17 protein-coding genes are annotated in these 19,228 nt (G+C 57.7%); 9 read left to right on the forward strand and 8 right to left on the reverse strand.

The annotated features are described in order from the left end of the window. The first annotated feature begins 1 nt into the window (after position 1). The 4 genes from ACYASS_RS18460 to ACYASS_RS18475 all read left to right on the forward strand — a co-directional run bounded on the left by ACYASS_RS18460 (position 2) and on the right by ACYASS_RS18475 (position 2,481). Positions 2-358 carry a 4a-hydroxytetrahydrobiopterin dehydratase gene (locus ACYASS_RS18460; protein ID WP_463587163.1) on the forward strand — a complete coding sequence of 119 codons (357 nt, stop codon included), beginning with the start codon at positions 2-4 and terminating at the stop codon, positions 356-358. A gap of 343 nt (positions 359-701) precedes the next feature. Next, on the forward strand, positions 702-842 hold the full coding sequence (locus ACYASS_RS18465) for a hypothetical protein (protein ID WP_162874715.1): 141 nt from the start codon (positions 702-704) through the stop codon (positions 840-842). A gap of 80 nt (positions 843-922) precedes the next feature. Next, a complete protein-coding gene (locus ACYASS_RS18470) occupies positions 923-1,105 on the forward strand; it encodes a hypothetical protein (RefSeq protein ID WP_027898125.1) in 183 nt (60 codons plus the stop codon). 167 nt (positions 1,106-1,272) lie between these two features. Then, positions 1,273-2,481 (forward strand): MFS transporter, encoded by a 1,209-nt coding sequence (locus ACYASS_RS18475; RefSeq protein ID WP_463587164.1) that lies wholly within the window; start codon positions 1,273-1,275, stop codon positions 2,479-2,481. Here ACYASS_RS18475 and arfB read toward each other — a convergent pair whose 3' ends face one another. From arfB to ACYASS_RS18495, 4 genes are all read right to left on the reverse strand, one after another. Further along, positions 2,482-2,895, reverse strand: coding sequence for an alternative ribosome rescue aminoacyl-tRNA hydrolase ArfB (arfB, locus tag ACYASS_RS18480; protein ID WP_463587165.1), 414 nt, complete (start codon positions 2,893-2,895; stop codon positions 2,482-2,484). It abuts the gene before it with no gap. A 163-nt stretch (positions 2,896-3,058) separates the two neighbouring features. Continuing rightward, positions 3,059-3,850 (reverse strand): ABC transporter permease, encoded by a 792-nt coding sequence (locus ACYASS_RS18485; RefSeq protein ID WP_243246662.1) that lies wholly within the window; start codon positions 3,848-3,850, stop codon positions 3,059-3,061. After that, the gene (locus ACYASS_RS18490) at positions 3,847-4,779 is read right to left on the reverse strand and encodes an ABC transporter ATP-binding protein (RefSeq protein WP_243246661.1); all 933 of its coding nucleotides are present in this window, start codon (positions 4,777-4,779) and stop codon (positions 3,847-3,849) included. The genes ACYASS_RS18485 and ACYASS_RS18490 overlap by 4 nt, the downstream gene beginning before the upstream one ends. 155 nt (positions 4,780-4,934) lie before the next feature. Continuing rightward, complete coding sequence (locus ACYASS_RS18495; RefSeq protein WP_463587166.1) at positions 4,935-5,558, reverse strand: glutathione S-transferase family protein; 624 nt, start codon at positions 5,556-5,558, stop codon at positions 4,935-4,937. 310 nt (positions 5,559-5,868) lie between these two features. On the opposite strand from ACYASS_RS18495, the gene ACYASS_RS18500 reads away from it, so the two are divergent. Both ACYASS_RS18500 and ACYASS_RS18505 read left to right on the forward strand, forming a co-directional pair. Then, positions 5,869-8,316 (forward strand): acyl-CoA dehydrogenase, encoded by a 2,448-nt coding sequence (locus ACYASS_RS18500; protein WP_463587167.1) that lies wholly within the window; start codon positions 5,869-5,871, stop codon positions 8,314-8,316. Between the two features lie 98 nt (positions 8,317-8,414). Beyond that, on the forward strand, positions 8,415-8,825 hold the full coding sequence (locus ACYASS_RS18505; RefSeq protein WP_095094636.1) for a PA2817 family protein: 411 nt from the start codon (positions 8,415-8,417) through the stop codon (positions 8,823-8,825). Between the two features lie 47 nt (positions 8,826-8,872). Here ACYASS_RS18505 and ACYASS_RS18510 read toward each other — a convergent pair whose 3' ends face one another. Next, positions 8,873-10,960 (reverse strand): ShET2/EspL2 family type III secretion system effector toxin, encoded by a 2,088-nt coding sequence (locus ACYASS_RS18510; RefSeq protein ID WP_463587168.1) that lies wholly within the window; start codon positions 10,958-10,960, stop codon positions 8,873-8,875. 153 nt (positions 10,961-11,113) lie between these two features. Between ACYASS_RS18510 and ACYASS_RS18515 the strand changes: the two genes are divergently transcribed. The 3 genes from ACYASS_RS18515 (at position 11,114) to ACYASS_RS18525 (ending at position 15,866) form a co-directional block, all read left to right on the forward strand. Continuing rightward, positions 11,114-11,716 (forward strand): hypothetical protein, encoded by a 603-nt coding sequence (locus ACYASS_RS18515; protein ID WP_463587169.1) that lies wholly within the window; start codon positions 11,114-11,116, stop codon positions 11,714-11,716. Between the two features lie 278 nt (positions 11,717-11,994). Further along, entirely contained in the window at positions 11,995-13,218 is a 1,224-nt protein-coding gene (locus ACYASS_RS18520; protein ID WP_463587272.1) for a PipA/GogA/GtgA family type III secretion system effector, read from the forward strand. Between the two features lie 182 nt (positions 13,219-13,400). Then, on the forward strand, positions 13,401-15,866 hold the full coding sequence (locus ACYASS_RS18525) for a type III effector HrpK domain-containing protein (RefSeq protein ID WP_463587170.1): 2,466 nt from the start codon (positions 13,401-13,403) through the stop codon (positions 15,864-15,866). A 1,213-nt stretch (positions 15,867-17,079) separates the two neighbouring features. On the opposite strand, the gene ACYASS_RS18530 is transcribed toward ACYASS_RS18525, so the two are convergent. From ACYASS_RS18530 to ACYASS_RS18540, 3 genes are all read right to left on the reverse strand, one after another. After that, the gene (locus tag ACYASS_RS18530) at positions 17,080-17,634 is read right to left on the reverse strand and encodes a lysozyme family protein (RefSeq protein WP_463587171.1); all 555 of its coding nucleotides are present in this window, start codon (positions 17,632-17,634) and stop codon (positions 17,080-17,082) included. A 129-nt stretch (positions 17,635-17,763) separates the two neighbouring features. Continuing rightward, positions 17,764-18,186: a hypothetical protein gene (locus tag ACYASS_RS18535; RefSeq protein ID WP_463587172.1), complete on the reverse strand. Its 423-nt coding sequence runs from the start codon at positions 18,184-18,186 to the stop codon at positions 17,764-17,766. Positions 18,187-18,257: 71 nt separating this feature from the next. Continuing rightward, positions 18,258-19,220, reverse strand: coding sequence for a hypothetical protein (locus tag ACYASS_RS18540; RefSeq protein ID WP_463587173.1), 963 nt, complete (start codon positions 19,218-19,220; stop codon positions 18,258-18,260). Positions 19,221-19,228 lie beyond the last annotated feature (8 nt).

The following is a 19,228-nucleotide window of genomic DNA, read 5'->3' on the forward strand; positions in this document are numbered from 1 at the left end:
TATGACCAACCTTTCACAAGCCAGCTGCGAAGCCTGCAGCGCCAACGCCCCGCAAGTCAGCGAAGCCGAACTGCCCGAGCTGCTTAAACAGATCCCTGACTGGAGTATCGAGGTTCGCGACGGCGTCATGCAGCTGGAAAAAATCTATCTGTTCAAGAACTTCAAATTTGCCTTGGCGTTTACCAACGCTGTGGGTGAGATAGCCGAAGCAGAAGGGCATCATCCGGGTTTGCTGACCGAGTGGGGCAAAGTCACCGTGACCTGGTGGAGCCACTCCATCAAAGGCCTGCACCGCAATGACTTCATCATGGCAGCGCGCACGGATGAGGTGGCCAAAGGCGCTGAGGGGCGTAAGTAAAATTTCTCAGGCTGACATCAATACCTGTGGGAGCTGGGCTTGGTCTGGGCGGCATTCCGACGATAAACGATAACGCGGTATGTCGTCTGCCTGCATCTCATGCATCGCGGGCAAGCCCTGCTCCCACAAGATTGCATTGCAAATCAAGTCGGCGAGTAGCTGACCTGTCGGCCTGAAATACTCGCCATGACGCGGGACAATAAAACCCGGTTTTTGTTTCCGCACATGACCAACGGTCGAGATAAAAGTCTGTTTGTCATTTTTCCTGCTGTATCCTGCTCAAGCTTTTTAGAAGCACTGGTTCTGCCCAGCAACTAAAAAACTTGTGCAAGGAGCATTGAAAATGCATGAAATCCCTAACTTCCCCCCTGGCCAGAAAGAGCCTGAGCAATCGACACTGGCTCAACTGGAACTCGGTCAACCGGCTGAAATGAAAGCCGGTGTACAGGCCGAACAAAGCCAGCAAGCCTCCAGCGAAGACTGAGGGTGATTTTTTCAGACGTATCGGAAACCAGCCTCGCTGTGTTTTCATACGTCTGAAATGCCGATGACCACAGGCTGCAGATGAAAGATTTCAACGAAGCACAAGCCAATACCCTGATCGGCACTGCCGAACTCATGATCAAAATCTGGGCGCAGTTGAGCCCGGAAAAGAAGCAAGCCCTGCTCGACCGCTTCGGCAATCAGGAAAACGCCCTTGCCGCGCTGGTGACGACACAACTGGTCGCGCCCGAACAGCCTCAGTAAGTCGTTGTACCTCCCTGATCGAATACCTTCGCCCGAAATTTTTTTAAGTAGACCTCAAGCCCAGCGCTCGTTCGCCGCTATCATTGAGCACTTGGTTAGCTTGCTAAGGTTCGATTCGATCCGCAGCACCCGTTTGATTTCCCGCCGTTATCGTGGACCGCTTACTCATGCCTGATACACCAAGCAGTGATTCGCAACGCCCTATGGCCGTCACTCTGCAAGTCGTCTCCATCGTCATGTTCACGTTCATCGGTTACCTGAATGTCGGTATACCGTTGGCGGTACTCCCGGGCTATGTCCACACCGACCTGGGGTTTGGCGCGGTCACAGCGGGGCTGGTGATCAGCGTGCAGTATCTGGCTACCCTGCTCAGCCGCCCGTACGCCGGACGGATAATCGATAACCTCGGGCCCAAGAAAGCCGTGCTGTTCGGTCTGGCCGGTTGCGGATTGAGCGGCGTGTTCATGCTGCTGTCTAGCTGGCTGCAGGCATGGCCCGTGGTCAGCCTGGTCAGCCTGTTCTTCGGCCGACTGGTATTGGGCAGTGCCGAGAGTCTGGTGGGTTCCGGGTCGATTGGCTGGGGCATCGGACGCGTCGGCGCGCAGAACACCGCCAAAGTCATTTCCTGGAATGGCATTGCCAGCTACGGCGCACTGGCCATAGGCGCGCCGCTGGGGGTAATGCTGGTCAGCACGTTGGGGCTGTGGAGCATGGGTGTGAGCATCATCCTGCTAGCCCTGCTCGGATTGAAACTGGCCTGGAATAAAGAAGCCGTACCGGTCGTACATGGCGAGCGCATGCCGTTTATCCACGTACTGGGTAAAGTCTTTCCCCATGGCATGGGCCTGGCGCTGGGGTCTATCGGCTTTGGCACCATCGCTACTTTCATCACGCTGTACTACAACAGCCATAACTGGCCGAACGCCGTGTTGTGTTTGAGCCTGTTCGGCGCGTCGTTTATCGGTGCGCGGTTGTTGTTCGGCAACATGATCAATCGAATCGGCGGTTTCAAGGTGGCGATCGGCTGCCTAAGCGTTGAAAGCCTCGGCCTGCTGCTTTTGTGGATGGCGCCGTCGCCGGAGCTGGCGCTGGCAGGCGCGGCATTGACCGGCTTTGGCTTTTCGCTGGTGTTCCCGGCCTTGGGAGTCGAAGCCGTGAATCTGGTGCCCGCCTCCAGCAGGGGCGCAGCAGTAGGCGCTTATTCGCTGTTCATCGACTTGTCACTGGGGATCACCGGGCCGGTAGCCGGGGCGGTGGCGGCAGGCTTTGGCTTTGCCTCGATCTTCCTGTTCGCCGCGCTTGCCTCTCTCAGTGGTTTGGCACTGAGCGTCTGGCTTTACAAGCAGGCCAAAGCAGCGCGCCTACATAGCGCCTGATCAGAAATCCACTTTGCCGCGGCCGGCCTTGATCGAGCCGCGCTTGGTCTTGGACTCCAGACGGCGGGTCTTGGAACCCAGCGTTGGCTTGGTCGGCCTGCGCTTCTTCTCGACCTTGGTTGCACTGATGATCAGCTCGGTCAAACGCACCAGCGCATCAGCGCGGTTCTGCTCTTGAGTACGGTACTGCTGGGCTTTGAGCACAAGCACGCCTTCGCTGGTAATCCGGCTATCACGCAGCGCCAGCAACCGCTCTTTGTAGAACGGCGGCAGCGATGAAGCGTTGATGTCGAAACGCAGGTGCACCGCACTGGAAACCTTATTGACGTTCTGTCCACCCGCGCCCTGGGCACGGATGGCAGTCAATTCGATTTCGGCATCGGGAAGGTGCACGTTGTTGGAGATTACCAGCATGGTGTTTTCACATTACCTTGGAACAGTGCATACCCTGTGGGAGCAGAGCTTGGTCTGGGCGGCATCCCGACGATAAGGCTGGACGCGGTTCACTTTAGATCGCATCCAGCCTTATCGCGAGCAAGCTCTGCTCCCACAAAAAAATGCTTCAATCCCGAGTCTATTAAGAGCGCATCCCGCGCCCGCTCACCAGCAGCCGCGCACATCCGAGATACAGCACGATAGTCGCGATGACCATGAACGCCATGGCGATGCTGATGCGGATATCGGACACACCCAGAATCCCGTAACGGAACGCGTTGACCATGTGCAGTACCGGGTTGGCCAGCGACACGGTCTGCCAGAACGGCGGCAGCAGGCTGATGGAGTAGAACACGCCGCCCAGATACGTCAGTGGGGTCAGCACGAAGGTCGGGATAATCGAGATATCGTCGAAGTTGCGCGCAAATACTGCGTTGATGAAACCCAGCAGCGAAAAGATCGTCGCGGTCAGCAGCACTACGACAATCGTCACGCCCAGATGGTGGACCTGCAGATCAGTGAAGAACATCGACAGGATCGTCACGATAACGCCCACCGCCAGACCACGCAGCACACCGCCCAGCACGTAGCCGATCAGGATGGTGTGGGGCGAAACCGGAGACACCATCAACTCTTCCACCGAGCGCTGGAACTTGGCACCGAAGAAACTGGAAACCACGTTGCCGTATGAGTTGGTGATCACCGACATCATGATCAGCCCCGGCACGATGTACTGCATGTAGGTGAAGCCACCCATGTCGCCGATCTGACGACCGATCAGGTTGCCGAAGATCACGAAATACAAAACCATGGTGATCGCTGGCGGCAGCAAGGTCTGCGGCCAGATACGCATGAAGCGACGTATTTCGCGATAGACGATCGTGTTCAGGGCAATCAGGTTGGGGCGTAGCTCGGAAGTCGTTTCGTTGCTCATACCGCCACCTTCGCCAGATTTTTTTCCACCAGTGACACGAACAACTCCTCAAGGCGATTGGTTTTGTTGCGCAGGCTCAGCACTTCGATGTTCTGCGCGGCCAACTGGCCAAACAGAGCGGTGATGCCGATGGTCTTGTCGACCTGGACCTCCAGCGTATGGCTGTCGATCAGTTCGCAGGGATAGCCGATCAACTGTGGCGCGACCTGATACTCGTGCTTCAGATCAAGCAGGAAGGTTTCCACCGTCATCTTGTTGAGCAACTGCTTCATGCCGGTATTTTCAACGATCACCCCGTGATCGATGATGCCGATATTGCGGCACAGCTGCTCAGCCTCTTCCAGGTAGTGAGTGGTGAGAATAATGGTCGTGCCCTGCTCGTTCAGCTCGGTGAGGAACGACCACATCGAGCGCCGCAGTTCGATATCAACACCTGCAGTCGGCTCATCGAGGATCAGCAGGCGCGGCTGATGAATCAGCGCCCGAGCGATCATCAAGCGACGCTTCATACCGCCGGACAGCGAGCGCGACGGCACGTCACGTTTGTCCCACAGCCCCAACTGGGTCAGGTATTGCTCGGCGCGCTCCTTGGCGACCTTCAGCGGGATGCCGTAGTAACCGGCCTGGGTCACGACAATGTCGAAGGCTTTCTCGAACTGATTGAAATTGAATTCCTGAGGCACCACGCCGATGCAGCGCTTGAGCGCCGCGGGCTCGCGGTCCAGGTCATGACCGAAGATATTCACCGTACCGCCGGACTTGTTGACCAGGGTCGAGATGATGCCGATGGTGGTGGATTTGCCCGCACCATTAGGGCCGAGCAAGGCAAAAAAGTCACCTTCAGCGACGTCCAGATCGATACCACTCAGGGCCTGGAAACCGTTGCCGTAGGTTTTGGTTAGCTGCCGGATGGATAGAGCAGAACTCATATCGGAAAAATTACCAGTGAAGAAATAGGGGATATAGATGAGGGCTGACACACCTGATTACAACTCCAGCCAGCACCGCAATGGTGCTTGGCCGGACCGTTCAAGTACAGCGCGATCTATTGATAGTACCTATCGACGCGGCTCATCTAACTCGGTCAGGTGAGCGCAGTCATGACCGCTGATTGATAGGCAGGGCGGGCTTTAAGCCGCTCATACCAGCTTTCGAGGTGCGGCATGGCAGGTCGTTCAATCGGCATTTCGAACCAGGCGTAAATAAAGCTGCCCAGCGGGATGTCACCCATGCCGAATTCGGCGCCGGACAGGTAAGGCTGTTTCGTCAGGGCCTCATCGACAACCACCAACAGGCTCTGCAAGGTTTTGATCGCACCATTGATCTGTACCCAGTCCTGCTGCTCGGGTGGCGTTCGCAGTACGCCCCAGAACACATCGCGAAACGGGCCTGCAAAGGTCGACGTGGTCCAGTCCATCCACTTATCGGCAGTCGCACGCTGCTGCACGTCAGCAGGATACAGAGCCGAATCAGGCGCATGGCGGGCCGCCAGATAACGCACGATGGCGTTGGACTCCCAGAGCACAAAGTCACCGTCTTCGATCATCGGGATGCGACCGTTGGGGTTCTTTGCGCGATAGTCAGCACCGTCGACCAGGCCAAATGCCCCGCCTGCATCGAGGGCCTCGTATTGCAAGCCCAGCTCTTCAGCAATCCAGAGTGCCTTGCGCACGTTGGAAGAGTTTTTCCGACCCCAGATTTTCAGCATTGTTTTCTCCTTGAAGATGGGCGACAGGATAGGCCATTTGCAGTAAAACGCGATGGTCGTGCGCGATCCTGTGGGAGCAGAGCTTGCTTGCGATAAGGCTGGACGCAATCCAGAGTAAACCGAGTAGTCTTCATCGCGAGCAAGCTCTGCTCCCACAGGTCCCAAGGCAAATGGTGGCCAGATCAAACATTGAAACTCCCTCCCCCCGCCAGGGTCACTATCCATGCACTCGCTCGGGTACCGTCCTTGACGGAACACGCCCCGGCTCTTGATAGTGGCTGCTCGCTGCTGTCATCACGGAGGATTACTTATGCTGTTGTTGTGGATTGTGGTTCTGGTCGTCGGCATCGCCTGGCTGGCGCACCGTCGCGTCGCGCCCATGCCTGCGCTGGGCGTGGTCGCTGTTTACTTGCTGGCGATGGGCATCATCAGCCATGCACCGGTCTGGCTGATGGCGATCTTCTGGATCCTGCTACTGGCCGTGGCATTGCCGCTGGCGCTGCCGGACCTGCGGCGCAAACATTTCACCGCGCCGATGTTCACCTGGTTCAAAAAAGTGTTGCCTCCCATGTCTGAAACCGAGCGCGATGCGATCGATGCAGGCACTGTCTGGTGGGATGGCGAACTGTTCAGCGGTCGTCCCGATTGGGACTTGCTGCTCAGCTATCCGAAAGTCCAGCTCACCGAAGAAGAACAAGCCTTCATCGACGGCCCAACCGAAGAGCTGTGCGCAATGGTCACCGACTGGGAAATCGGTCAGGCCATGGACCTGCCGCCCCGCGCCTGGGAACACATCAAACAACACGGCTTCTTTGCCCTGATCATCCCTAAAGAGTTCGGCGGCAAAGGCTTCTCGGCCTACGCCCACTCACAAGTGGCCATGAAGCTGGCTACCCGCAGCGGCGACCTGGCCTCGACGGTCATGGTCCCCAACTCCCTCGGCCCTGCCGAACTGTTGCTGCACTACGGCACCGACGAGCAACGCAATCATTACCTGCCGCGCCTGGCTCGCGGCGATGATATTCCGTGTTTCGCCCTGACCGGTCCACTGGCAGGTTCCGACGCTGGCGCTATGCCGGATACCGGTATCATCTGCAAAGGCCAATGGCAGGGCGAAGAAGTGATCGGCCTGCGTCTGAACTGGGAAAAGCGTTACATCACCCTAGGCCCCGTCGCCACCCTCCTCGGCCTGGCGTTCAAAGCCTACGACCCGGAGCATTTGCTGGGCGAAGAAGTCGATCTGGGCATTAGTCTCGCGCTGATCCCGACCGAAACACCGGGCGTTGAAATCGGCCGTCGGCACTTGCCTTTGGGCGCAGCGTTCATGAACGGCCCTAACTCGGGCAAAGATGTATTTATCCCGCTGGAGTACCTGATTGGTGGTCAGGAAATGCTCGGCAAAGGCTGGATGATGCTGATGAATTGCCTGTCGGTGGGTCGATCGATCTCCCTGCCAGCAGTCGGTACCGGCGCTGCCAAGTTCACCAGTCTGGTGACCGGGCAGTACGCGCAGGTGCGTGAGCAGTTCAATGTGCCGCTGTCAGCCTTTGAAGGCATTCAGGAGTCGCTGGCACGGATTGGCGGCAACGCGTGGCTGATGGACAGCGCGCGCATGCTCACCGCCAACGCGGTAGACCTTGGCGAGAAGCCGTCAGTGCTGTCGGCGATCCTCAAGTACCACCTGACCGAACGGGGCCGCGAGTGCATTACCCACGCCATGGACGTGCATGGCGGCAAGGGCATCATCATGGGCCCGAACAACTATCTGGGCCGCAACTGGCAAGGAGCGCCGATCTTCATCACGGTTGAAGGCGCGAACATTCTGTCGCGTAACCTGATGATCTTTGGTCAGGGGGCCATTCGCTGCCACCCGTTCGTGCTCAAGGAAATGGCCCTGGCTGGTCGCGAAGACCACGATCAGGCATTGCTTGAGTTCGACAGTTTGCTGCTCAAACACATCGGCTTTGCGGTGAGTAATGCCGCCAGCACGTTCATTCTCAATCTGGGCTTTGGCCACTTCGAGAAGGCACCAGGCGATCACCTGAGCCAGGGTTACTATCGGGCGTTGAATCGTCAGGCTGCAGCCTTCGCCATGCTCGCCGACCTGAGCATGATGCTGCTGGGGGGTGAACTCAAACGTCGCGAGCGTCTGTCAGCGCGACTGGGCGATGTATTGAGCCATCTGTATCTGGCGTCGGCGGCCCTCAAGCGCTATCACGACCTGGGCTACCCCGAGCATCTGCAACCCGTCTTTGAGTGGGCAATGGAAGAAGCACTGGGTGAGTCCGAACGCGCCCTGGATGAACTGTTGAGCAACTTCCCGAACCGTATACTGGGCGTTCTGTTGCGCGTTGTGGTGTTCCCGTTCGGACGTCGTCACAAAGGCCCATCCGACAAGCTGGATGCTCAGGTTGCCACTGTGCTGGGCCGCGCCAAAGGCGATCCGACCCTGAAAGAATTGCTGGCTGGCTGCTACCGCCCGCAATCGCCCGACGATGCGGTCGGCGCACTGCAACACGCCAGCGACCTGTTGAACGCTGCGCAACCGTTGCACAAAAAGCTGCACGTGGCCTTCAAGGGCGGGCAGTTCAAACCGGTAGCAGGCGAGCACGTCATCGACGCAGCGCTCAATGCCAGCGTGCTGCAACCGGCCGAGGCCGAAACGTTGCGGGCAGCCGAGGCGGCGCGACGCAAAGTCATTGACGTCGATGATTTTGCCAAGGAAGAACTGACCCTCAGCGAAGGCAAAATTCGCTAAGAGCTTATGGATTGAAGGAACTGGTCAGTCCGTCACCACAGCAGGCGCGCAGAGCTTTATACTCTCGCGCCTGTTTTTTTGTCTTTGAGGATTGCCCCATGGCCGACGCCAATCTCGACCACCAACTGAACCTGCTGGCACACCTGCGCAGCATCCTGGTCGCACTGGGCGAGGCCGAGCAGGTGCCTGAAGAAAGCCATGCCTTGTTCATGGAGCGCTTCGACGAACTGCTGACCCTGCTGCCGCAAGACCCTATCGAAAGCCAGTATCTGGGCCAGGATATTCTGTGTCAGGTGATCCAGCGCTACCCACAAATCGCCCATCTGGTGCCTCGCGACCTGCTGTGGTTCTTCGCCGGGGACTGCCTGCACTTCATGCCCGACGAAGAAATCGAGCTGTATCAGTCGCTGGAAGAGCGTCGCTACGAAGCCGAGCAGAACGACGAACCGTTTGACTGGAACATGGAAAAGCAACTGCTGGCCATGCCGTCTCAGGGCAGCAAGCACTGATCCGGGACTCACACTCGCCTGACACTGAAAGTCCTGACGCAACGCACTCAGCCGTGCTGACGCCTGAACCGATCTGACTGGTACTGGGCGTATTGCTGACTGCCGCTGCGCCGCGTCGGCGCAGGCGTGGCTCGCTGTTGCTGGCGGTCTAGCAACTGGAAGTAAAGCGCCTCATGATCGGGTTTGCAGATGCTGGAACTGCGCAGCCTTTCCAGCGTGCTGTGGCCAGGACTCGCAGGCCCCTTGATCAGATCAATAGCGTCCATAGGCGCAAGTCCGTCGAGTATTTTATTGAACCCGGCGGTGACCTGCGGATCGCCAGCAAGGACGACCCTGGAGGCAGCAAGCGCATCTTCCTGCTCCGGTGCAAGCACCTTGCGTAACGAAGACGGGCTCAGGTTCAGAGCTGCAATACCTTCGAAGTAGCCTGCCAGCATGGTCTTGCTGGCGGCAAAGGACGTCGCCGTCCAGCCAGCGCTAGGAGGCGCACAAATGTCCGGGATGATATTGGGCTGATCCTGCTCGGGGTTGCCCAGCAACTTGACCACTTCACGCGAGCGCAGGCCACTGCCTGCTAACGCATCGAGGTAGGCCTTGATGCAGGCAGGGTCTTCGAAGGCAGCCGCACGCTGCATGCAAGTGTCACCATCGGAGTCCTTGCCTTGCAGCAGCCGATACTTCTCCTGGGTATCGAGTAAATCGCATTGACTGACGCGCTCGATGAAGGCCGAGATCATATGGGGATGGCTGAATGATGCGGCATCCGCCATCGCGGTCTGGCCATTTGCGGTGGTGGCGCCAAGCAGTCTCGTCAGCCTCCCCTTATGCAACTGAAGGGTTTCCAGTCGATCAAACAGAAGATGGAAGTCGCCAGCCTTCTGGTTCTCCATGGCCACGGCGAGATTATTATCGTTAGGGTCGCCCCGGATAACATCGAACAAATCGGCGTCGTTCAGACGAGCCGTGTCCAACAACGCAAGGTAGTCAGCGACGAAACCAGGATTTGGGGAGCGCAAATGCAGGCAATGTCCCAGAGGCTTGCGATTTTTTTCGACGCGGGGCGCCAGCAGTTTTTTGGCCTCTGAACTGGGCACTTTCAACTTCGCCACGCCGGTTACAAAAACCCGCAAACGCAGGTGCTGGTTTTCATGGTTCAAGCCTTTCGGATCGACACCTTGCGCAAACTCTTTGAGCCGACCTCCAGGCGCGCTTAGATAAGGAGCGGCCTTGCTACCGACCATCCCCTTGCGTTTCATGTAGTCGCACAGACCCAGAAACGCTTGCAGAGAACTGACTCCCCAGACAGTCCTGAGCAGTGACCGGTCAACCTCCATCGGCAATCTGGAACCACTGCGGAAGTACTTCATGTCGTCCGCGGGATGCCCCACATCCCTGCTGACGGCTTGTATGAAGGGATAATGACCTTTTTCAAAGTAACCACTGTTGTCGGGAAAGGCTTTATCAAAGGTGATATCCGAGACGCTTTGATCCGGATAACGCTCCAGCCGACGGTGGACGTTGGAATCGTTGGGGTCGTAAAAAGCCAGGGTAATGCGATCCCCTTTATTTTGAATGTGTATGGGCAAATCATGGTTATAGGTGCGCAGCATGATTCGCGCTTCAGGCATTCGCTGGTCGACCACCTGACGAAACATGTCGTCCAGCCAGCGCCCGAATTTGTCGGGGATAAGGAGTGGGTTGTTACGCCCGACGATCAGTTCAAGATCGTCTGTTCCTGCGTCAGCGCGGGCGTGGGGATTGCTGGGGTGCGCATAAAAGGCCTGCAGGTGGGCTTTGGACCTGGCCGCCCGGTCAAGGAAATCCTTGCCACCTCGCATGTCGGCAGCCTCGTCACCAAACAGGTAATTGAAAGCGAGATGACGGCACACCGCCAATGGCTGAGTGACTTCCATATTCAAATCAACAATGGGGCCACGTTTACTGGAGAGATAGATCTCATCCTTGCCGGGTTTGATCGGGTCAGGCCTGTTGCGCGGCTGAGGCCTTGATTCACTGGCCTTCGGACGACGCGTTCTTGAGGATGAGGCCTCAGGCTGGCGTGCATGACTGGTACTGTCAGGGCGCGGCCTCACAGCAGGTCGAAGGGGCAGTCCAAGAAAATGACTTGGGGGCATGGGGATGAAATCCTCTGAATGGCATTCCCCTCTGTGGTGATTCGAGCCTGCCCGGTTCCTTGCCGATCTGGACGCCCTGCTTCATGGTCGTATGCGGGAACTGGATAAGCATGCAAGCCACTCAGGTAGATACCGTTCACCTGAGCACACCTCATGATCAATATTTCTCATCCCTCCCTGACATCGGTCGCCTTGAAAGTCGGTAAACCCGACAAGCCTTCGGTGTCAGCCAATCTTCACGTAGCCGATAACATTTCCATGGGCGCGAAGATGCACTTTCCCGGCCCATGGCTGGACAAGAAACGGGCATCACTCAGCCCTTTGCAGCAAAAAATGTTCGACGTGGCCCTGAAGGTGTTGAACGGCGAAGAACGTCCAAAGTCCGTCCGCGCCACTGAAAACGGTCGCGAGATCGAGCTGGATCGGCCAGCGCACGGGGCAACCACACTCAGTATCGGACTGGAAAAGCCGATGTCCGAGGTGCTGGACTTTCTCGGCATGAGTGACGGCAAGGGCAGAGCCCTGCTGACGTTGGGCACGAAGATGGCAAATGCTGTTTCCCCTGCCCCTGCGCAGCCTGAAGGCCCTGCGAAGTCCTCACACATGGACTTTCTGTCGAGCGGAAACCTGAGCGCTACGATTCTGGGAAACCGGCTCGGCAAGACGCCTGTTAATGGTCGGCAACACGCAGGGGCAAATGACATCACAGACCTGCCACCACATGCTTCTGGCAAAGCGCGGCCGCTGCCATCTTGAAGGCTCAAACAGGCCAGCCCGATAGACACCGACATGAATCATTTTTACGTGCCCACCCTGCCTTGAGCTAACCCGGAGTTATCGCCGGGTCTCGCGGCAAAGGAACCGTATTCCGGCCTGACACCACTCAGGGGTTCCAGAGCCAACCCGGGTCCCTGACCGTGACATTCAACACTTCTGCCATTCTTTCCCGCCCAGGCCTGGTCACGGCTAGCGTGAGTACCTCGACCACTGGCGACGCTAGCCCGGACCAGTTTCTAGCGGGGAAACATCGGGATATGGTCGCGCAATTCAAAAACCCCAGCTCGTTGCGCAAAGCCCATGACAACCAGGCCATTGATGAGCGCGCGCACTTGCCCATGAGTCAACTGCGCGATTATCTACTCAAGCATGGCGCTCTGGACACCAAGGGAAAATCTGCTGAGCACAGAGCTGCGCTGGTAGCGCTTAACGAGACGATCACGACGGCCTACCAGAAGAGCGCGACATTTCGCAGGCTTTTCAACCAAGGCTGGGCTACACGCCTGCGCAACCCGTCGGAGCGCTGTTCCGTAGAGATCGAGGGCGATCTACACACCTCTGCAGAGCATGTCTTGCGGTTGCCCGACGTACTCACGCGCGGCGCAAAACCAAAATATCCAGCAATGCACGGCCTGGAACGAGCTTCCCGGGAGCGCACCCTACTCAATCAGGTAGTCAGCCAACTCACTCAACTACCCGAGCAAGAACCGGGGCACCCACGCGGGCCCAACCCGGAATACGTGAATATCATTCTCAAAGAAATGGGCAGGCGCGACCCCGCACAAATTGCCCTGTCCACCCCGCCGACTGCCGTAAAAGATTCAGCTCAGGACGTTGGCGCCAAGACCTTGCTCAAACGCTTGATGCTGGACCTGGACTCAGGGGCTGGGTCCTTGACGGCTGAAAAAAAACTCAAGGACCACGCCAGAGCAGCATTAACTGCGTTCGCAGAGAAGCATCTGGAACTCATCGCCCAACGCCCCAATCGGCATCAGCTCACAGCGCAGGTGCGCGAGGAAACCCAGGCGAGCAAACAACTGCCGGGAATACTGATGCGCCTGTTTGGCCAGGTCCGTGGGGATGAAAAGCCTATGGCACTGCTTCAAAAGTTCGCTGCGCAAAATCACAGGCAACAGCTATTCGCCTATCGGATCGATAAGCACCGTAGCCCTCTTGAAATGATCAACAAACGCGACGGAGACTGCACGTCATTTGCCAGATTGTTTTCGCTGCTAGGCGAAGCAGCAGGAATCAAAGGGCTGGAGCTACTCAGCATGGAGGGCGAGATGCACGTGCAGCTTTCTCCGCAAAACCCGGAGATCGTCGGGGCGAAGCCCGGCGCAGCGCTGATAATGGCTCGCCATACCATCTTGCAACGTGGCGAAGGCGAGCAGCGCGAGTACTTCGACCCGGTTTTCGGGCAACAAGTGAACCCGGTTTATTACGGCATAGACCAGAACCGCTACCTGATGCGTACCTGACCGACAGCAGGCTAAACAGTCCCCAGCGGAGTATCGGTCTGGATTTCACTTGAAATCGTATCGCTTGCGCCGCAAGACCTTGAGCAACACTGATTAAAAAATTGCGCTCTTTGGAACCGTTTCAACTGCTCCGCCACACAGTGGTATCAACGGTTGTCACAAAGAAGGCAATGAACATGAACATGCGCGTCTCCCCTGATATACCCAGCCAGATCCCTCTCAACGGTCAGGAGGGGATGCACACAAACGAAGCTCCGGGCCAGGGAGTCAAAGGTGCCGTAGTGCCGATGAAAAACTTCGTGGCCGGTAATGGCGGTGGCGGCATCTCCTTCGGCCAGGGCAACACCACACAAGTGCCCCGCCAGCCAACCGGTCAGTTAACAGCCGGCAAGACGCAGGACGCGCCCTCCGCCCTCGTCTCGTTATTCAAAGAGGTACTGGAACGCCTCAGCTCGACCGGCGACGATCAAACCCGGGAAACAGCACTCGATGAGTCCCGTCAGCCGCAAAACACCGGTGCGCAGCGCAACGGTAGACCAGACGGCATCGGCAGCACCTTGGGCGTGACAGCACCGAAAGCCACTCATGCCCCGGCGGACGCGACTCCGGCGGCCGGAAAAGGCCGGGAAGCCGAGTTTCTGGATAACTCCAAATATTCCACACCAAAAGATCTGGAGAAATTCGCGCCGATGGTGGCCAACTTGCCGCCCGCACAGCGTGAGCAGGCTGCGAAAGAACTCAACCGCCCCATCGCAGCAGCGAAAATGGCAGCCGCTGGTGGGGAAGACGCAAAAATAGCCAAGGCGTTCATCGAGTCCAATCCGGTGCTCAAGACCGCCGCAGACGTTGGCAAGCATGGCGGCAAGGCTGACGGAAAAACCACCGATGGCGATTACAAGTCGCTGGCCAAAAATCTCGAGAAAGCCAGGGATGCCGGGGCAAAATCCGTCAATGAGTACATGAAAACCAATCCCAAGGCTGATCCGCAATCACTGCAGATGGTGACCAACGCTGCGTTGCTGCGAGCCAACGAACCCATCACCAAATGCGCCGATCCGGACAAAGCCGCAGGAGGTGACGAGAAAGTTGGCAAGTACACCACGGTCGACGACCTCAAGGCGTTGTCCTCTGGCAACCCTGGCTTGTCCAGCCTGCTGACAACCTCAGCGAAAACGTTTGCCCAGCCAGGTTTCTCTGACTTGCTCGACCAGGGCGGCCTGGAAGGCAAGGCTCTGGCGAAGAAAAGCGCCGACGGCGATATCAGCACCCGGAATATAGAAGACTGGATCAAGAAGCAGGCCCCTACAAACGGTGGCGAATTTGCCGCCATGATGAGCAGCGCCGCGACGCTCAACGCCACGGCAGGCGTTGACATCAGCGCGCTGAACGAAGATGTGTTTGCCAATCCTGACAAATACAGCGGCGACCAGAAAGCAGCGGTCATGGTCAAGCTGCAGAAAACCCTGGAGAGCGTGGAAGCCGGACAAAGCCTGCGCAAGACCGAGAAGACCGAAACGGCTCTGAAGGAAAAAATCGCACAGCTGCAAGGCGATAAAGATGTGCAAGCCTTCCTCGACAAATCGATTCCCGAACAACAGAGAAAGTTGATCAGTAACGATCCTGCTCTGAAACAAGCGGTCAATCAGCGTTACCAGAGCCTGACCTCGGGTGACTCACTGGAAAACGATATGCAGGGCGATTTTGATGCGGTGACCAAAGACAAAGACGGCAAGCCGGTCAAGGATCCATCCTCTCCTGATTACAGTGCGTCGGTCGGCAACCTGAGCGCCGAATTGCAAATGCAGAAAGATTTGCGCGGCCCTGACGCAGGTGTTCCCACAGCCAGCGATGTAGTAGCCAACCGTGCGGATTTGAGCGCCGAACTGCAACTCTCTTACCAGCAGAATTTTGCCCAGGGCGGCAAAATGAACGAGCAAATGAAGTCGAAGGACGCCAAGCCGGAAAAAGTATTGGCCGACGTCGATGGACAAAAAGCAGCCTACGACGCTGTGTTGCCGCCAGAAATTACCGCCGCCAGCCAGGACGCCTACACCGAGGCCACACTGGCCGCTTTGAAGACCACCAAGGCTGGCGTCGACATGATTACCAACTTCAAGGACGCCACCGCCGGGCTGGGCAATAAAGACCCACAAAGCATCACCGCTCAGGACTTGAAAGCCGAAGCCGAAAAGCGCGCGAAAACTGCCCTTGACGGCAAGGGCCTGGCCGGAGGCGCCATGGGGGCGGCAGGTGGTGTTTACGCCATGACGTCCGTTTCCGGATTGCTGGCTCAAGGTAAGGATGCTGAAGCCGGTAAAGCGATCTATGACAGTATCCGTGGCGGTGGTACCGCTGCACGGGTTGGCTATGACCTGGCAACCAAATCCAGCACTGCTGGTGGCGAGATCGCCGGTAAAATCGCGGGCCGTGCCGTCGGCGCGATTGCCGGTCGTGTTGCGGGCATGGCGGCAGCCAGCGCTGTCGCGAGCGCCGTGCCAGTCGTTGGCTGGATCGCCGATGCGGCCATGGCGATAGGTTTCGGCATCAAAGCGATTATCGATGCGGTGCACAAAAAACAGGACCAGAAAGCCTTCGATCACAATGTTGATCCAACGCTGGACCAGTTTGGTATTCCCAAGGCGCATTGATCTTCTGAGGCGGTGACGGCATAGGTATTTGCACAACTTTTCCTTCTCCATGGGGAGGGATGTTTGTGTACATATCCGTTACCACGTTGATGGCTGCTATTGGTTGCGCTTTTACAGCGCCTCACTTTTGAAAGGAGCCGGAAGCCGGCCCAGCCAAAAGTAAGCAAAAGGCTCTTGCCCCACCACTCGGTCCCTCGCCTAGGCTCGGGATGCCCGCCCGCAGATCTGAAACCGTGGGCCGCCGCAATGGGCCATCCATGGCCCGGTGCGGCTAACCCGGCGTCCTGCCGGGTTACCCACGGTTTCAGATCTACGTTCGGCCAGCGTGGTTTAACGGGGCGCCTCAGATCAAGATCAAAAACGCGGCGGCCTGAAAGCCGACCTGGTTGTGTGAACTTACCGATCTTCTGTAGCGCCCGCGTCGTTCAGACGCCGCGCTGTCGCGCAGCAAACACGGGCCCTGTAGGAGTGAGCTTGCTCGCGATTCGATTTCATGGTTGACGAATTTATCGCATGAACTGACGTCATCGCGAGCAAGCTCAGTCCTACAGAAAAAGCATTTAAATTCAGTGGGTTATTTTATGTTTAATGAGAATCGCCCCGGTGTCCCAGGCACCACGCTGTCGCGAAACAAACATTGAACTGTTGGAGCGAGGCTTGCCCGCGAAGAACGATAGCGCGGTGCGTCTGACCTACCGAGTCAATTGGTTCGCGGGCAAGTCGGATTGCCGCCCACTCGCTCCAACAGCCCCCGTTTATTCAGTGATTTATATTTTGTTTGATAGGAGCTGCCGAAGGCTGCGATGCGGTGTGTCAGATGATGTATTCGTTAGCTGTACTAACGTCTCGCGAACAAGTTCGCTCCTACCGGCCCGGGGTGAAATCGCTGCTTTTGATTTTGATCTTAGGCGCCCCGTTAAACCACGACGGCCGGAATTCGACATTGCTGCGTGGGGCAAACCGGCAAGGATGCCGGTTTAGCCGCCTCAGGCCATGGATGGCCGGTGGCGGCGGCCCCACGCAGCAATGTCGGATTACGGGCATGCCGAGCGACAGCGAGGCACCTAGTGGTGGGGCAAGAGCCTTTTGCTTACTTTTGGGCTTCAAAAGTGAGGCGCTGTAAAAGCGCAACCGATAGTCGGCGTGACCGCAGTAACGGATATGTACACAAAAAAATCACACATGGAAAGATGTGCAGATACCCATGCTCTGCTCAGCGATCAGCAACCATGCGCTTAAGTCGTTCCTGAATCTTGCTTTTATAAAGCCGCGCCGGTTCGCCACCCGCCGGACGATGGTACATACCGGCAGCGCTAACCCAGTCTCCGGTTTGCTGATAGTACTGACGCAGCAGCAACGCAGCGCTTTGCAAATTATTGATCGGGTGAAGCGCATCGCAAGGTTCGCGAAACCGGGCGCGACCTATGTAACCCCAGTTCTGCTGAGTCAGACCGATATCCACCGCATACACACCCTGCTCGGAGATTGCCTTGAGCACCGCCCGGCAGGCTTCCTCGCGAGTTTCGAAACGCAGCGGCTTGCCCTTGACGTTCAGGGTCCAGGGCCATGGGTAATAGCCTATGCGCAATTGCGTGTTGCTTTCAGTCTGCGCCACCGCGTAAAGCAACTGCGCCGGGACACCAGCGGCCTCAGCCACCTGTCGGTATGCAGTGGGCGGGCCTGCCCAGACGGGATCAGCCGCTAACACACCACAAACCGTCAACAGCGCACCTAACTGCCCCGCCCTCACCCGGCGCTCCCGCGTCATGCCAGCACCTGCCGGTTGCCCTGCGAACCGGCAGCACCTTCGTCGTCATTAAATGCGGCACCTGAGAGTCGAACACTGATGCTGATATTCATAAAGCTTCCTTGACGGTAGACAGACAAACATCGGCCATCAGTAACGGATGTCCGGCATGTTGCGCTGGTTGAGATGCTGTTGTTGAATCCGCTGGCGCAGGCGCTGTTGCTCGACAATGCGACGTTGGGCATTTCGCTGCTGGTTGAGTTGTTCTTGCTGTCGGCGCTGCTGAAGGTAGCGCCGCTGGTTGAGTTCTTCTTGCTGCTGGCGCTCCTGGAGGTAGCGCTGCTGAGTCCGGCGGTTATCCTCTGCTTGCTGTGCAGCACGGCATTGCGCACCGATGGTTGCCAGCTGCCCACGCCATTTAGCTGCACCGACGTTGTCCTGATCTGCAATTGCCTGAGCCAGGCGCTGGCTTGCAGCCCTGTGGGCCTGATAACAAGCGCCAGGGGAAGGCCATGCCGCTTGCGCCAGACAAGGCATCAACACCATGACCAGGCACAGCATGATTTTCATCATCACCTCTCCGCTTCTGTCACCACACATCAACCTGTGTGGTCACAGCACGCGAAAACGTTGCATGTAATCGATCAGTCGATCAGGTCACGCCAGCCAGGATCGATATCGAGCGCCAGGCCGGCATTGTGCAGGGTGTCCAGCAATCGATAGAGCTCGCTACGATCAGCGATCAGGCACTGGGAGGGGTAGTCGCCGACGGGATGTGGCAGGAAAAGAACGGCGGGGAAATCATCCACCGCCAGGCCGCCCGGACGAGGCCTGATGTCTTGCTCAAGCGGGGCGATCCCGGCGGCGTCATCATCCAGTGCGGCGAGGATCATTTCGATACGACCGGCCAGCTCGGCGCACGCAGGGTCATCGGGCTCGGGGCTGTCGCCCAGGCTGCGCCGATAGGCAGCGTTCCAGAGCTGGGTTTCAGCGTAACTGGGGCCACCGCAGTCGAGCAGCGGTGCCAGCAATAAAAGTTCGTAATCACCGGCGTTTCCGAGCGGTTCATCCCGTATGGGGCCTAGCGTCAAGGGCGTACTTCCTTGCCAAAGGCTCCACTGATCCGGGCTCTCGCGCCTGGCCAGGAGCGAAAGAATCTGATTGCCGATGCCCAGGGTCTGTAAACTCTGAACCCCGTTGCGCTCCCTGCCCATGGCCAACAACTCACCTTCGTTAAGCATCTGACGCAAGCGGCTGTCGCTGAGCAGAACGGCGTTCAATACAAGGCTTGTGCTCTGGGGCAAGGCATTGGGCGAAGGTAAAAAGTCGGGCTGGCTGAAGCCCGCCGGATTGTCGAGTTCCCACAGCGGCCGCCCGTCGACCCACAATTGGACCAGCCCCGAAGCTCTGGCCCGCACACCGAAGACAATGCGCCGACGCTCGGAAAACCGCTGAAATGCATGCGCGTGGGCGCCCGGCATACCGGACCACGCAGCATTGCCGGCTCTTTGCAGGCTCTGGTCAAGGGGATCTTGAGCGGCCCGTAATGGCGCAGGCGCGAAGCCGGGCTGTATTTGACGCGGCCCTCCAATCTTGAAGTTCGACATGCTCACCT

It is taken from the genome of Pseudomonas sp. HP_14, assembly GCF_055283875.1.

Bases quoted from the DNA above. Each gene is read 5' to 3' on its own strand.
- ACYASS_RS18460 (WP_463587163.1), top strand. From the start codon at position 2: ATGACCAACCTTTCACAAGCCAGCTGCGAAGCCTGCAGCGCCAACGCC.
- ACYASS_RS18465 (WP_162874715.1), top strand. From the start codon at position 702: ATGCATGAAATCCCTAACTTCCCCCCTGGCCAGAAAGAGCCTGAGCAA.
- ACYASS_RS18470 (WP_027898125.1), top strand. From the start codon at position 923: ATGAAAGATTTCAACGAAGCACAAGCCAATACCCTGATCGGCACTGCC.
- ACYASS_RS18475 (WP_463587164.1), top strand. From the start codon at position 1,273: ATGCCTGATACACCAAGCAGTGATTCGCAACGCCCTATGGCCGTCACT.
- arfB (WP_463587165.1), bottom strand. From the start codon at position 2,895: ATGCTGGTAATCTCCAACAACGTGCACCTTCCCGATGCCGAAATCGAA.
- ACYASS_RS18485 (WP_243246662.1), bottom strand. From the start codon at position 3,850: ATGAGCAACGAAACGACTTCCGAGCTACGCCCCAACCTGATTGCCCTG.
- ACYASS_RS18490 (WP_243246661.1), bottom strand. From the start codon at position 4,779: ATGAGTTCTGCTCTATCCATCCGGCAGCTAACCAAAACCTACGGCAAC.
- ACYASS_RS18495 (WP_463587166.1), bottom strand. From the start codon at position 5,558: ATGCTGAAAATCTGGGGTCGGAAAAACTCTTCCAACGTGCGCAAGGCA.
- ACYASS_RS18500 (WP_463587167.1), top strand. From the start codon at position 5,869: ATGCTGTTGTTGTGGATTGTGGTTCTGGTCGTCGGCATCGCCTGGCTG.
- ACYASS_RS18505 (WP_095094636.1), top strand. From the start codon at position 8,415: ATGGCCGACGCCAATCTCGACCACCAACTGAACCTGCTGGCACACCTG.
- ACYASS_RS18510 (WP_463587168.1), bottom strand. From the start codon at position 10,960: ATGCCCCCAAGTCATTTTCTTGGACTGCCCCTTCGACCTGCTGTGAGG.
- ACYASS_RS18515 (WP_463587169.1), top strand. From the start codon at position 11,114: ATGATCAATATTTCTCATCCCTCCCTGACATCGGTCGCCTTGAAAGTC.
- ACYASS_RS18520 (WP_463587272.1), top strand. From the start codon at position 11,995: ATGGTCGCGCAATTCAAAAACCCCAGCTCGTTGCGCAAAGCCCATGAC.
- ACYASS_RS18525 (WP_463587170.1), top strand. From the start codon at position 13,401: ATGCGCGTCTCCCCTGATATACCCAGCCAGATCCCTCTCAACGGTCAG.
- ACYASS_RS18530 (WP_463587171.1), bottom strand. From the start codon at position 17,634: ATGACGCGGGAGCGCCGGGTGAGGGCGGGGCAGTTAGGTGCGCTGTTG.
- ACYASS_RS18535 (WP_463587172.1), bottom strand. From the start codon at position 18,186: ATGATGAAAATCATGCTGTGCCTGGTCATGGTGTTGATGCCTTGTCTG.
- ACYASS_RS18540 (WP_463587173.1), bottom strand. From the start codon at position 19,220: ATGTCGAACTTCAAGATTGGAGGGCCGCGTCAAATACAGCCCGGCTTC.